This window comes from Mesorhizobium sp. M00.F.Ca.ET.216.01.1.1 (assembly GCF_004010325.2).
In the GTDB taxonomy this organism is placed as follows: domain Bacteria; phylum Pseudomonadota; class Alphaproteobacteria; order Rhizobiales; family Rhizobiaceae; genus Mesorhizobium.
On the sequence record NZ_SADR02000124.1, the window covers coordinates 1 to 461 of the forward strand.

A 461-nucleotide genomic window follows, 5' to 3' on the forward strand; every position below is an offset into this window, starting at 1 on the left:
CGGCAGAATGTCCAGCTCCCGCCGCTGCAGGCGATCCGGGTGTTCGAGGCGGTGGCGAGGCACCTCTCCTTCACCAAGGCCGCCGAGGAGCTCGGCATGACTCAGGCCGCCGCGAGCTATCAGATCAAGTTGCTCGAGGAGCGCATCGGCGCGCCCCTGTTCCTGCGCCGGCCCAAGCAGATCGAACTGACCGAACCCGGACAGCGCCTGGCACCGGCCGTCAGCGAGGCGTTCGCGCTGCTGAGCGGCGCCTATGCGGCGGCCCGAGCCGGCGCCGACGGCGTGCTCTGCGTCTCCACCTTGCTCACCTTCGCCTCGAACTGGCTGGCGCAGCATCTGGGCTCGTTCCAGGTTGCGCATCCCTCGCTGGCGGTGCGCGTCGACACCTCGAACCGGGTCGTCGATTTTGCCCGCGAGGACATCGACATCGCCATCCGTTCCGGCGGCGGCAACTGGCCGGG

At 69.6% G+C, this 461-nt stretch carries 1 protein-coding gene; it reads left to right on the forward strand.

Features of this window, described 5'->3' with window-relative positions:
- On the forward strand, positions 1-461 hold a 461-nt coding region (locus tag EN859_RS35345), incomplete at both ends, for a LysR family transcriptional regulator (protein ID WP_245525871.1).